The organism is Pseudoalteromonas rubra, from assembly GCF_000238295.3.
Classification (GTDB): domain Bacteria; phylum Pseudomonadota; class Gammaproteobacteria; order Enterobacterales; family Alteromonadaceae; genus Pseudoalteromonas; species Pseudoalteromonas rubra.
On the sequence record NZ_AHCD03000027.1, the window covers coordinates 286,778 to 299,694 of the forward strand.

Here is a 12,917-nt window from a genome sequence, read left to right on the forward strand (position 1 = left end):
TAGATTATGAGGGGGGGAAATGCCCCCCTGTTCACTACCAGCTTTGTGGACCTTGTTTACCAAAGTTGGCACCCAGCAGGGTTAAATCCTGCAGGTTAATGGCACCGTCACGGTTAAAGTCAGCGGCCATCACATAACCGTTTTGTTGGCCATCGACAGAGCGGTAGGCACCCAGTAACTGGGTCAGGTCGGCAATGTCGATGAGGTTATCGCCATTGCTGTCACCGCCGACGAGGTTAATCTGACCGAAGTCGATATCAGCCTGACCCGCAGCCAGTGTGATTTGCTTCTCGGCAGTGAGGTGGCCGGGGGCAGCTAAGGACATAGTGACCTCGCCCAGACCGACACGCACGGAGAAACTGCCATCCGGGTTAATGGTGACGCGTTGTCCATTGATGTAGAGGGTGACGTAAACAAAGTCGCCAGCAATGCCTAAGTCAGCAACATTGCCGGTTAAAGTCACGGACTCTTCGATGGTAAACGCATAGTCGGTATTGCTTTGGTTCAGGTAATTGCCCTGTTGGTCGGTCATTTGCGCTTGCAAGGTGAGGTTCACCGTACCGGCTTGCTCGGCAATCAGGGTGACAGTGGCAAAGTTACCTTCGCCCGATTTGGCGGTGGCCGGGGCCATCAGGGCCAGTGCACCATCCCATTGATTGTCATTGATACCCATGGGCACGGATAGACGCTCATCGGAGGGCAGGAACTCGCCATACTCCCCACCGGAGACGCGGGCTTTGGTGGTGTCGCTGAGACTGACGATGGCATCGAGGCCGTAAATGTCAGCACCAGATACTTGCAGGGGCAGCGTGACCACGTCACCTTCTAACACTGTGGTTTGTGGCGGCGTGATTGTCATTATATTAGCCTGAACGGCTTCAAGCTGGAATCGTTGCGCATAAATGTTGTAATCATTTGAGTTGACCAGGCTCGTCCAGCTAACAACAAAATCATTGTCACTGACGGCGTTAATCGCAGGCAAAAATTGGGTGTCATCAGTGGTTGTATTGGCTAAAAACTCTTCCCCATTACGGCTACCATCGTTGTTAAAGGCTTGTACGTAAATACCATCCTGGCTGCCGTCTTGTTGCCAACTTTGCCAGCTAATCAGATAGCCGCCGTTATCAAGCGCTGTGCTGGTGGCGCTTGTCTGGTCATCTTGCGTATGTGTATTGACCAAAAAGTCAGCGCCTTTCGCAACGGCGTTTGAATTAAAATGTCTTGCATATACCCCGGAAGCATGACCATCTCTATCCAGGCTGGACCAAACAACGACGAATTCGCCATTGCTTAACTGGTTAACAGAGGGGGAGCCCTCAGGAAAACCACTCGCTGTACTGACGAAAAACTCTGCGCCTTTGATGTCTCCGTTGGCATCAAACTGTTGGCCAATAATGCGATTGTTGCGCGTGGACTTTGCGACCATCAAAAATCCATTGTCATTGGTTTGTGCAATGGCAGGGAAAGAGGCGCCCGACTTCTGCATGGGTTGAGATATTTGTAGTACGCCACTGCTGTTAAATACGCTCGCAAAGGAATATGAATCTGAATCAGCTGATGAGTATTCAGACCAGCCGACGAGATATCCACCGGTTGCCAACGGGGAAATGGACACACCAGAGACTGATTGAGCGGTGCTGGTATGTAATGTTACTTCACCCCCGGCACGGGTGCCGTCAGCATTGAAGCGCTGTGCAGCAATCTCTGCTCCACCGGTTCCGCTTGTTTCCCAAACTACTACAAAGCTTCCATCAAGAAGGGTGGCAACCTCAGGTCGCATCTGGGAGCCACTGGTATTGCTGTTAACGAGAAATTCAGAGTCGACTGCGCTGCCCGACGCATCATAGCGTTGTGCATAAATGCCATCTCCACTGCCGTCCTGTTTGTTACTTTGCCACACGATCAAGAAATGTCCGTCATTGAGACGACCGACTGAAGGAGAAATTTGGCGTTCTGAGATATGTGTATTAACTAAAAATTCGCTATCTACTTTAAGTGGCGTACCTGCGTGGCTCAGAGCCGGTAAACTACACAGAACGATTGCCAGCGCGATACGTGACAGGCGCTTGCCTGATCTAACCCGCTTGTTTCGGGCAAATTGCTTTGCACCGATAGCTTCGGAGATTACTTTCATTGTCTAGTCCTTGAGTATATGGGTATTGTTAGATTTGCATTATTAAATGCCTGTACAAGTTACAAACACCCATTGCGGATATAAATAGGGTATTTCCCCTATTTGTGTAGCGTTCTCTGCCTGGCTTTTAAAATCAGGGGGGAATGTCATATATCCCCCCTGGTTGTTACCAGCTTTGTGGACCTTGTTTACCAAAGTTGGCACCCAGCAGGGTTAAATCCTGCAGATTAATGGCACCGTCACGGTTAAAGTCAGCAGCCATCACATAACCGTTTTGTTGGCCATCGACAGAGCGATAGGCACCCAGTAGCTGAGTCAGGTCGGCAATGTCGATGAGGTTATCGCCATTGCTGTCACCGCCGATGAGGTTAATCTGACCGAAGTCGATGTCAGCCTGACCCGTAGCCAGTGTGATTTGCTTCTCGGCCGTAAGATGGCCGGGAGCCGTTAAGGACATAGTGACCTCGCCCAGGCCAACGCGCATGGAGAAACTGCCATCCGGGTTAATGGTGACACGCTGTCCGTTGATAAAGAGGGTGACGTAAATAAAGTCACCAGCAATGCCTAAGTTGGCAACATTGCCGGTCAAAGTCACAGACTCTTCGATGGACAATGTATAGTCGGTATTGCTCTGGTTCAGGTAGTTACCTTGCTGGTCGGTCATTTGCGCTTGCACGGTGAGGTTCACCGTACCGGCTTGCTCGGCAATCAGGGTGACAGTGGCAAAGTTACCTTCGCCCGATTTGGCGGTGGCGGGGGCCATCAGCGCCAGTGCACCATCCCATTGATTGTCATTGATACCCATAGGTACGGATAGACGCTCATCGGAGGGCAGGAACTCGCCATATTCCCCGCCCGAGACGCGGGCTTTGGTGGTGTCGCTGAGACTGACGATGGCATCGAGGCCGTAAATGTCAGCACCAGATATTTGCAGGGGTAGCGTGACCACGTCACCTTCTAACACAGAGGTTTGCGGCAGCGTAATTGTCATTGTGTTAGCCTGAACGGCTTCAAGCTGGAATCTTTGTGCGTAAACATTGGTGTCTTTTGCGGTCGACTGTCTCGCCCAGCTAATAACAAATTCACTGTCATTGATGGTGCTGATAGTTGGGTCATATGGGGTTCCATCAGTGCTTGTGTTGGCTAAAAAGACTTCCCCATTGCGGCTACCATCGTTGTTAAATGCTTGCACAGAAATACCACGCTGGGTGCTATCTTCATACCAACTAACCAGGTAGCCACCGTTATCAAGTGCTTTGATAGTAGGCTTATTTTGTTGGCCACGCGTAACTGTATTGACCAAGAAATCAGGCCCTTTTGCAACACCATTAGTATCAAAATGCCTTGCATATACGCCACTACCATCACCATCTCGACCTGAGTTGGTCCAAACTGCGACGAATTCGCCGTTGCTTAGTCGGCTTAACGAGTAATCGTAGTCTTTAAAATCACTTGTTGTACTGATATAAAATTCCGAGCCTTTGATGTTGCCGTTGACATCATATCGTTGACCTATAAGACGACCGTCGCTTTTGGACGATGCAATCATAAAAAAACCATTGTCACTGGTTTCTACAATGCTGGGTAGACGTGCTCCCGACTTCCTTATGAGTTGAGGTGTTTGCACTACGCCACGGTTATTAAAGGTGCGAACAAATGCCTCTGAACTTGAATAATTCGAGGAAAATTCAACCCATCCGATGAGATATCCTCCGTTCGCCAGAGTGGAAATGGACATACTGCTAACTATTCGAGTAGCGTTTTTATACAGTGTTATTTCTCCGCCGGCACGGGTGCCATCAGCATTGAAATGTTGCGCAGCGATCCCTGTTCCATCGGCTCCGTTTGTTTCCCAAGCGACTACAAAGCTCCCATCATGAAGCGTCGCAACCTGAGGTCCCATTTGGAATCCGCTGGTCATACTATTGACGCGAAATTCAGACCCTAGAGGGCTGCCCGACGCATCGTAACGTTGTGCATAAATACCACTTTCACTGCCGTCCTGTTTTTGACTTTCCCATGCGATCAAGAAGTGTCCGTCATTGAGGCGGCCTGCTGAAGGGGAACTTTGCTCCTCAGGGGTATGTGTATTAACTAAAAATTCGCTACCTACTTTAAGTGGCGAAGCTGCGTGACTTAGTGAAGGTAAGCTGCACAGAGCGATTGCCAACGCGATACGTGACAGGCGCTTACCTGAACTGGCCAGTTTGGTTTGGGCGAATTGATTTGCACCGATAATTTCGGAGATTAGTTTCATTGTCTAGTCCTTGAATATACGGGTATTACTGGATTTGCATTATTAAATGCCTGAACAAGTTACCAACACCTCTAGCGGATCTAATCCAGAGTTGTATTGGCAAAAGTGTCAGGTCCTATTAAATTATGGGAGGGTGTTTGCACCCCCAGGCTTTGTCGTCTTTGCTTGCCAAAGCTCGCATCCTGCTGGGTGATGGTGCCATCGTGGTGAAGGTGAGCCGTCATCATATAGTTATTTTGTTGTCCTTAATCATTTTGAAATCGTTGAGGATCCTTCAACTCTTTGTTTACGCGGGCTTATCTTAATGAGGAGGTCGCCAAAAGGGTATAGGGTGTTTACCTTATTCGGGTACTTTTGAGGTGAGATCAAAAGCAAATGCCTTCCTTAATTGCGAAACGTACTAACTGGGCTGATTTATTGAATCCGAGCTTTTTCATTACCCGGGTGCGATGTGCATCTACCGTTTTGGCCGAAATACACAAGGTGTCTCCAATTTGTTTATTCGTCATCCCCTGAGCGACATAGCCAATAACCTCTTTTTCTCTGAGTGTGATCTCAAAATCAGGTTTGTTGGTGCGATAGTGATGTAGCTGTTTTTTGTTGGCGGGGCTGATGTAACGCTTGCCAAGGTATACGGCCTGCATGGCATCAACCAAAGTGGCAAAGGTATCATTTTTGAGCAAGTAACCCGATGCGCCTGCCTCCAGAGCATGGTCAATCGTCTTGATATCTTTATGCACTGTGAGGAAAATCACCCGTGTTTTCAGTTCATGCGATTGGATGCGGTGACAGATACTCAGCCCGCTTATGTTGCCTATGGAGATATCCAAAATGGCAATGTCAGGTTCATGTAAGCGGATCAGAGACCATGCTTGTTCGCCTGAATCGGTATCGGCGATGATGGTGCCAATTTGTGCTTTTTGAATAAGAGCAAGCAGTCCCTGCCTGACAATATGGTGGTCATCGGCAACAATGATTTTCATACACATCCATGTTTTAACTTTATGATAGCTAAGGGAATTAAAGTTTTTTATGTTGATTGTAACACACAGATCAATTTTCCCTTTCCCTTTTGACTGTGTTTATATACAGTGTAAATGGATTATATAAGGAAGAACAATGAAATATATGGGAAGCTGCCACTGTAAAGCGGTGCGATTTGAGTTTGAAAGTGAGCAGATCACAGAGGCACTACAATGCAATTGCTCTGTGTGTATCAGAAAAAACGCCATTATGTCGAAGCAAAGCTTCTCATCAGAAGCGTTTTCACTGTTATCAGGTAAAGCACAGTTAAGTACTTACCATTGGGGCGATTGTGATGTGAATCATTACTTTTGCAAGGTGTGTGGGATCTACCCATTTCACGACACAACTTATGAACCGGGCGCTTATCGAGTGAACTTAGGTTGCGTAGAGGGACTGGACCCGCGTTTGCTTTCGATTACGGAATTTGATGGCAAAAATCAGTTGTAATAAAAAGCCGCCCGATGGCGGCTTTTTAATGGAAGGGGGCTTGTAACGGCTTAGAAATCCACCTGAAGCGTTAATGATACCTGACGAGATTTACCAAGGTACATCTGGCCGTAGCTGGTAAACGGGTTACCCTGATTATCGGCATCTTTAAAGTAGGTGCTGACATATTCTTTATCGAACAGGTTTCTCACATCCAGGCGCACGATGTAGTTATCCCAGTTGTAGCCCAGCTGCGCATTCACAATCGTATGTTGATCATTGATTGGATCTGAATTAATTGCATACTTTTCTGCTGTTAGGGAAGCAGCTGGATCCAGATATGCCGTGCTCGAGTCGGTGTACTTCGCGTTGACATTCACATAGAAGCCGTTGTCAAAGGCGTAATTAGTCGCCAGGTTCGCCGTGAGCTCAGGCGCATCTTCAAATGCGCGCCCAGTCAGGTGGCCGAAATCAGTGAATTCAGATTTTGCCAGTCCCACACCTGCAGTCACAGACCAATTGTTACTAGGGTAGTAGAAGACTTCAGTCTCTAACCCTTTCACTTCTGATTCTGCGGCATTGATGGTTTCTGTGTCATACGGTGATGAAGAATAACGCTTGATTACCTGCTGATCTTGCCATTTCAGTAAGAAAGCATTGGCATTGACTACCAGTTTGCCATCCAGCCACACAGAGCGTAAAGACAGCTCATAGTTGTTGGTGTATTCCGGGTCGTAGCTGAAAATATTTGAGCGTGCGACGTTAAATCCGACACCGCCAGAGCGATAGCCTTTTTGGTAGATGAAGCTGGTCGACATATCCTGGTTAAAGTGATACGTCGCGCCCAGTTTTGGCAACCAAGCGCTGAAGTCTTCTTTGGTTGCTGGCTCTACACCAGAAGCGGCTTCTGCAAAGCCGTGCAGATAGGCATTGATGCCACTAATAACCGGTGCAATTTGTGCCGGAACCTGAGCTGGATCTGGCATTGGGTTATTGATCTTGTATGCATTGTTGGCACTATTGGTTTGCTCTTCAGTGTCGTAGCGCAGTCCGGCCAACAGGTCAATTTGGTCTGTGATAGACCAGGTCAGGTCGCCATAAATCGCGGCCGTTTTGATCTTCTGAGTCAGGCCATAATTGAGTTCAAGATTAATTGGGTCAATATCTGGGTAGAATGGCGCAACCGCTGCTGCTGTTTGTGCTGCCATCTCAGCAGGCAGCCCTTGTTGCATTAGCAGGCCTGTTACCGCGGTAACCAGATCAGGTGCTCTGACCGCTTGCTCCAGGGTCATCAGACGCTGACCTTGTGCTTTATCATCTACGTCAACTTGTGACGCATAAATACCAAATGCAGCCTGAACTGCATCAGATTCATAGGTCACTCTGAATTCCTGACTGAAGGTTTCATCGATACGGTGGTCATAGTTGTCTTTTACCAGCTGGGTCGGCAGCATATCGCCATCCCAGTTGTAGCGATAGTCAGACTCGTTATAGGTTGTGACTGAGTGTAGCGACGTTGTCTCGTTGAGGTCCCAGCTTGCTTCCAGGTTATAAATATCGGTTTTGGTTTCTTCCCAGATAGGTGAATTATAATTAACCTGACGGTCAAATGGTGTGCCACCAAAGTCATACATGGCAAACTGCGCACCATAGCGGTTGTCATTGTTGGTGTAAGTAAACAGCACATCCACATCATCGTTTGGCTCAAATAACAGTTTGGCACGCAGTGTTTCGCTGTTTTCAAAATTGGCGGTGTCACCCCGGGTGATGTTGTCTATGTCACCATCGGTTTGTTTGTCTTCGTAGCTGATTCTGAATGCCAGCATGTCTTCTACCAGACCCATGCCACCGGCAAAAGCATACTCTTGCTGGCCATGTTGACCCACTGTTGCTTTTAGCTTTGCACTTGGCTCATAAGTTGGGTCTTGTGAACGCATCATGATGGCACCTGCCAGCGCGTTGCGCCCTTGCAGAGTAGATTGCGGGCCACGGAACACTTCAACCTGTGCCAGATCCCAGACAGACAAACCGCCGCTTTTTACCATGCGAAATGGCAATGGTGCACCATCCAGGTACATACTGGTTAAGAAGCTATTACCCCCACCGGAAACTGAGAATGAATCGACGCCACGAATACTGAAACCCTGGTTAAAGTCACCGGCGACATTCGGCATCATTGCAAATACATCATTGATATTCTGCAAATTATTCTGTTCCATATCTTTGCTGGTAACAACCGCAACACTGCTTGGGGTTTCCTGCAAAGTACGGTCAATTTTCTGACCTTGTACTACGATAACATCCAGTTCTTTTGCTTCATCTGCAATGGCTGAAGTTGATGCCGTAGCAGCAGAGATCAGCGCTAATCCGACAGATTTAGCCAAAATATTCAGTTTCATACGTCACGCTTCCAGAGAGTAAGAGAGTTATAAATAATTTTTCCCGGGCATAATACTGGATTATTCTAAAAATACAAATGATATCCACTATCATTTGCGTATGTGGACCTAAATAATCTCCTTTTCTTGTTCTGGCTGATATGTAATCGATTGACGCGATGTCCCGATAAGATATAGGCTCAGTAAACACCCATAATAAGGAGCCTGTATGTTTCCACTTGATGTTTTCCTGACCTATACCCTGGCATGCCTGCTGCTGGTGATCTCTCCCGGGCCTGATAACTTGCTGGCAATAGCACGCGGTTTAAGTCAGGGACGGCTGGCGGCAATTGTGTCCGGGCTATCGTCAGGTGCGGGGATCTTGTTTCATGTTCTGGCGGCAACCTTTGGTCTGACTTTACTGATCCAAACCTCGGAGATAGCCTTTTATGTGGTCAAGCTGGTTGGAGCGGCTTACCTTATCTGGCTGGGTATAAAGGTGCTCAGGACCCGTCAGTTGTTTTCACTGCACGATACGCCGTCTCAGCCATTGTTGCGAATTTTCTCAACGGGCTTCTTATCTGCCGCGCTGAACCCTAAACCGGGTATTTTTGTGCTGGCGTTTGTGCCGCAGTTTGTGAACCCTGAGTTGGGCTCAGTCACGACTCAAATGCTCGTCTATGGTGTCTGGTTTGCCTTGCTGACCGCAGCAGGGTTTGCGCTGATGGGGGGGTTCTCATCTCGTTTATCGGCGTGGTTACAACATAAGCCTCGCTTTGTGCTGGGTCTGAATGTGGGAGCCGGTGCGACATTTATCGCTTCTGGCCTGGCTGTAGCCCTGATGAAGCAAAAGCAGCCTGTTGGGGTTTAGAATGTGATCCTATTTACACCTACAATTTTTCGGGTGTGTGGTGCTTAATCATTCAGGCACTGCCTGAGCCACTGCCCGGGCTTATTAACAGTCATTCACAAAGCTGCTCGAGCCAGACGACATCGAACCAGGGAGGGGCAGTAAGCAGCGGGTAAGACAGACTGTGCCCGACATAACGAATACGCTCCTTCAAGAGTTACTTTTCTAAATAAATCATGCCTCTAAATGCCTTTTTCTTGTATGGAATTGACCTTTAGGTTTCTCTCTCGGGTTTTTATCGCGTTTTATTTGAGCGCCAACGCACACTTATTGCACCAATCAAGGAAGTAACATACGGTTAATAAGTTTCTCAAAGTGTGATGTTGTAACACTCTGGGTAATCCAAAAATAAAAATAGGGAAAATGTATGCATCAACTAAAACTTGGCCGCACTATGCGTATCGCATTGTTCGGTGCAGCCACTGCGCTCTGTAGCTTACCTGGGCTGGCTGCCAAAGGGGATGAAGGGGTACTTTCTGCTGCCACTTTTAAAGGGTTAGAGCTAAGAAATATTGGTCCTGGCTTTATGTCAGGTCGTATCGCTGATATCGCCATTGACCCCAAGGATACCAGTGTCTGGTATGTGGGGGTTGGCTCCGGCGGAGTATGGAAAACGAATAATGCGGGGGTGACCTGGCAACCCGTTTTTGATGATCAGCCCGTTTACTCAATCGGGGCTGTGGTGTTGGACCCAAATAACAGCAATACCGTTTGGGTAGGCACGGGTGAAAACGTCGGTGGTCGCCACGTCAGCTTTGGTGATGGTATCTATGTCAGCCATGATGGTGGCGCAAGTTGGACCAATATGGGGCTGAAAAATTCTGGTCACATTTCAGAGATCATTGTACATCCAACGGACTCAAATACACTATGGGTTGCCGCACAGGGTCCACTGTGGAGTAAGGGAGGTCAGCGTGGTTTGTACAAAACCACCGATGGCGGAAAAACCTGGGACAAAGTGCTGGGAGACAATGACTGGACTGGCGTGACCGATGTGGCCATCGATCCACGTGATCCTAGCGTACTGTATGCTGCTACCTGGCAACGGCATCGTACTGTAGCGGCGTATTATGGCGGGGGACCGGGTTCCGGGTTGCATAAATCCACCGATGGCGGCAAAACCTGGCAAAAGTTGGCGCAAGGGTTACCGAAAGGAGAAATGGGTAAAATCGGTCTTGAAGTCTCCCCGATAGATCCAGATGTCGTGTACGCCGCCATTGAATTGAATCGCCGTACAGGTGCCGTGTACCGCTCTGCTGATCGGGGTGCGTCCTGGGTTAAAGGAGCCGATGCCGTTGCTGGTGGTACCGGACCACATTACTATCAGGAGCTCTACGCCAGCCCTCATCATTTTGATCATATCTATCTGGCTGGTGTACGTTTGCATGAGTCCAAAGACGGTGGTAAATCATTTAAACGGATGGAAGAAAAGGACAAGCATGGCGATAACCATGCTATGGAATTTATTGCCGGTGATAAGAACTACATGATGGTGGGGTCTGACGGTGGTTTATATGAAAGTTTCGACAGTGGCGTGCACTGGCGCTACCACGAAAACTTGCCTGTGACTCAGTATTACAAGTTGGCACTGGATGACGATAAGCCGTTTTATAATATTTACGGTGGGACACAGGACAACAATACTCAGGGCGGCCCGTCTCGTACTCTAAACAGTCACGGTATTCTCAACACTGACTGGAAAGTGGTGTTGTTTGGAGATGGTCACCAGCCAGCCACAGAGCCGGGTAACCCGGACATTGTGTATGCGCAGTGGCAGCAGGGCAACCTGACTCGCTACGATCGCACCACAGGCGAGATAGTTTATATTAAGCCTCAGCCGGGTAAGGGTGAAAAGCCTGAGCGCTTCAACTGGGATGCCCCCATTCTGGTCAGCCCACACAAACCGTCACGGTTATATTTTGCCTCACACAGGGTGTGGCAGTCGGAAGACCGAGGTGACAGCTGGACACCCATCTCAGGTGATCTGACAAAGAACCGAGAACGCATTCATCAGCCTATTATGGGTGGTAAGCAGGGCTGGGATGGTGCCTGGGATATGTTTGCGATGTCACAATATAGCACCATTACATCTTTGTCTGAATCTCCCTTAGTGGAAGGTTTGCTGTATGCCGGTACCGACGATGGCCATATTCAGATCACTGAAAATGGAGGGAAGTCCTGGCGTAAAGTGGATGTCAAACGATTACCTAGGGTGCCAGATACAGCATTTATTAATGACATCAAAGCGGACTTGTTCGATCCTGATACTGTGTATATCGCGCTGGATAACCACAAATTCGGCGACTATAAGCCTTACTTACTAAAAAGTACTAACCGTGGTAAATCCTGGAAGTCTATTGCCAGCAATTTACCTGACAAGCACCTGGTTTGGCGTGTAGTACAAGACCATATCGACCCGGATCTGCTGTTCGCTGGGACTGAATTTGGTTTGTTCTTTACAATCGATGGCGGTAAGCGTTGGGTGGAGCTGACCGGCAATGTGCCGACGATTTCGTTCCGCGACTTGGCTATCCAGCGTCGTGAAAATGACCTGGTGGGTGCCAGCTTTGGTCGGGGTTTCTTTGTTCTGGATGACTATCGGGCGCTGCGTAACCTGTCAGAAGACAAACTGGAGCAGGACTCTGTGCTATTCCCAACCCGTGATGCGCTATGGTACATCGAGCGTAGCCCGCTCGGTGGGGGTGACGTGGGCACTCAGGGGGGCAATAAATACCGAGCGCCGAATCCGGAGTTTGGTGCTACCTTTACCTACTATCTGAAAGACGACATCAAGAGCCTCAAGGCACAGCGTCAGGCAACAGAAAAAGCGCTGAAAGAAGATGACAAGTCGGTGGGTGTCCCAGCATGGGATAAACTCGAAGCAGAGGTGCGTCAACAACAACCGGCTATCTGGTTCACCATTCGTGATGAGCAGGGCAATGTGATCCGCAAGGTACAAGGTAAGGCCAAAAAGGGTCTGAATCGGGTTAACTGGGACCTGCGTTGGCCAGCGCATCAAGCCATCGGCATACAGGGCAATTATTTTTCTCCTAACCCACAGGGTCCTTTGGTGACGCCGGGCACGTACAGCGTTAGCATGAGTAAAGAGGTTGATGGCAAGATCACTCAATTAGAGGCGCCGCAAACCTTTAAAGTAGTGCAATTGCACCAGCGCAATGCCCTCAAAGCCATTGATGGCGAAAAAGTGGCGGCGTTCTGGAAAGAGCTGGCCAATGTACAGCGCGTAGCCAGTGCCACTGGTCAGGCATTGGGTAAAGCGGTGAAGCGTCTGGATATGCTTGAACAGTCGCTGGATCGTACGTCCGTCGAGCTGGGTGAGTTTGATAGTCAGTTTGCGACTATCCGCAGCCAGTTACTGGCACTGGATAGCCGTCTGAACGGTAACCCTGCTAAAAACCAGGTGGGTGCCTGGAATAACGCGGCTACAGTAGGTGATCGTCTGTTCCATGCTCTGATTGGCACCAGCTACTCGACATATGGCCCGACTCCGGCTATTCGTACCAGCGTGGATTTGGCTACGGAAGAACTCAGAGCGATCCGCAATGAGTTGCAGAGTATTCTGAACGAGACCATTCCTGCGTTTGAACAGCAACTGCAAGCCAAAGGGGCTCCCTGGGTCCCTGGCCAGTCATTGCCGCAGATTTAATCTGTTCTCTCAGTGAATTGAAAAGGGCTCAGCAGAGCCCTTTCTTTTTATCTGATGGAGGAATACAGCTGTATACATGTTGAGCTCCAGTCGGTTAAATTAATGGTCACTCTGTGAAG

General features: G+C 48.8%; 7 protein-coding genes. 3 read left to right on the top strand and 4 right to left on the bottom strand.

Features of this window, described 5'->3' with window-relative positions; all coding sequences use genetic code 11:
* Positions 1 to 34 precede the first annotated feature (34 nt).
* The 3 genes from PRUB_RS26405 to PRUB_RS05650 form a co-directional block, all read right to left on the bottom strand.
* Positions 35 to 2,134: a dockerin type I domain-containing protein gene (locus PRUB_RS26405; RefSeq protein ID WP_242065217.1), complete on the bottom strand. Its 2,100-nt coding sequence runs from the start codon at positions 2,132 to 2,134 to the stop codon at positions 35 to 37.
* A gap of 166 nt (positions 2,135 to 2,300) precedes the next feature.
* Positions 2,301 to 4,391 (bottom strand): dockerin type I domain-containing protein, encoded by a 2,091-nt coding sequence (locus PRUB_RS05645; RefSeq protein WP_010386927.1) that lies wholly within the window; start codon positions 4,389 to 4,391, stop codon positions 2,301 to 2,303.
* Between the two features lie 365 nt (positions 4,392 to 4,756).
* Positions 4,757 to 5,374, bottom strand: coding sequence for a response regulator (locus PRUB_RS05650; RefSeq protein ID WP_010386925.1), 618 nt, complete (start codon positions 5,372 to 5,374; stop codon positions 4,757 to 4,759).
* Positions 5,375 to 5,510: 136 nt separating this feature from the next.
* Here PRUB_RS05650 and PRUB_RS05655 point away from each other — a divergent pair, with 136 nt between their 5' ends.
* Positions 5,511 to 5,864 (top strand): GFA family protein, encoded by a 354-nt coding sequence (locus PRUB_RS05655; protein ID WP_010386924.1) that lies wholly within the window; start codon positions 5,511 to 5,513, stop codon positions 5,862 to 5,864.
* A 50-nt stretch (positions 5,865 to 5,914) separates the two neighbouring features.
* On the opposite strand, the gene PRUB_RS05660 is transcribed toward PRUB_RS05655, so the two are convergent.
* Positions 5,915 to 8,242, bottom strand: a complete 2,328-nt coding sequence (locus tag PRUB_RS05660; protein ID WP_010386923.1) for a TonB-dependent receptor — start codon at positions 8,240 to 8,242, stop codon at positions 5,915 to 5,917.
* A gap of 208 nt (positions 8,243 to 8,450) precedes the next feature.
* On the opposite strand from PRUB_RS05660, the gene PRUB_RS05665 reads away from it, so the two are divergent.
* Together PRUB_RS05665 and PRUB_RS05670 are read left to right on the top strand one after the other, a co-directional pair.
* Positions 8,451 to 9,092, top strand: coding sequence for a LysE family translocator (locus PRUB_RS05665; RefSeq protein WP_010386922.1), 642 nt, complete (start codon positions 8,451 to 8,453; stop codon positions 9,090 to 9,092).
* Between the two features lie 406 nt (positions 9,093 to 9,498).
* On the top strand, positions 9,499 to 12,798 hold the full coding sequence (locus PRUB_RS05670; protein ID WP_010386921.1) for a VPS10 domain-containing protein: 3,300 nt from the start codon (positions 9,499 to 9,501) through the stop codon (positions 12,796 to 12,798).
* Positions 12,799 to 12,917: the final 119 nt, after the last annotated feature.

What these genes read in the sequence shown, in the direction of transcription:
- PRUB_RS05645 (WP_010386927.1), bottom strand. Translation starts at nt 4,391, where the DNA reads ATGAAACTAATCTCCGAAATTATCGGTGCAAATCAATTCGCCCAAACC.
- PRUB_RS05650 (WP_010386925.1), bottom strand. Translation starts at nt 5,374, where the DNA reads ATGAAAATCATTGTTGCCGATGACCACCATATTGTCAGGCAGGGACTG.
- PRUB_RS05665 (WP_010386922.1), top strand. Translation starts at nt 8,451, where the DNA reads ATGTTTCCACTTGATGTTTTCCTGACCTATACCCTGGCATGCCTGCTG.
- PRUB_RS26405 (WP_242065217.1), bottom strand. Translation starts at nt 2,134, where the DNA reads ATGAAAGTAATCTCCGAAGCTATCGGTGCAAAGCAATTTGCCCGAAAC.
- PRUB_RS05660 (WP_010386923.1), bottom strand. Translation starts at nt 8,242, where the DNA reads ATGAAACTGAATATTTTGGCTAAATCTGTCGGATTAGCGCTGATCTCT.
- PRUB_RS05655 (WP_010386924.1), top strand. Translation starts at nt 5,511, where the DNA reads ATGAAATATATGGGAAGCTGCCACTGTAAAGCGGTGCGATTTGAGTTT.
- PRUB_RS05670 (WP_010386921.1), top strand. Translation starts at nt 9,499, where the DNA reads ATGCATCAACTAAAACTTGGCCGCACTATGCGTATCGCATTGTTCGGT.